Raw genomic sequence first — 245 nt, forward strand, 5'->3', positions numbered from 1 at the left:
GCCCGTTCGCGCTCCACGATCTCGCCGATGTAATCCGCCACCGCCCGGATCCGCGCCAGATCCTTGCTGTCGGCATGCATCAGCATCCAGAACGTCCTGGTGATCGAGATCTCTTCGGGCAGCACCGAAAGATAGGTCTCGACGATCTGCGCTAGCTGCTTCTCGGGCGCGACTTGACCCGACTGCTTGCGCCAATGCTCCATCGAGCGGTCCATGGCGTAGGCAAAGGCCTCGATCACCAGCGC

1 pseudogene is annotated in these 245 nt (G+C 62.4%); it reads right to left on the minus strand.

The window, feature by feature from the left end:
- A pseudogene (locus tag G8O24_RS44905) lies at positions 1–245 on the minus strand (hypothetical protein); the annotation flags it as partial.

The sequence above is a fragment of the Bradyrhizobium campsiandrae genome (genome assembly GCF_014529705.1).
Taxonomy (GTDB): Bacteria; Pseudomonadota; Alphaproteobacteria; order Rhizobiales; family Xanthobacteraceae; genus Bradyrhizobium; species Bradyrhizobium campsiandrae.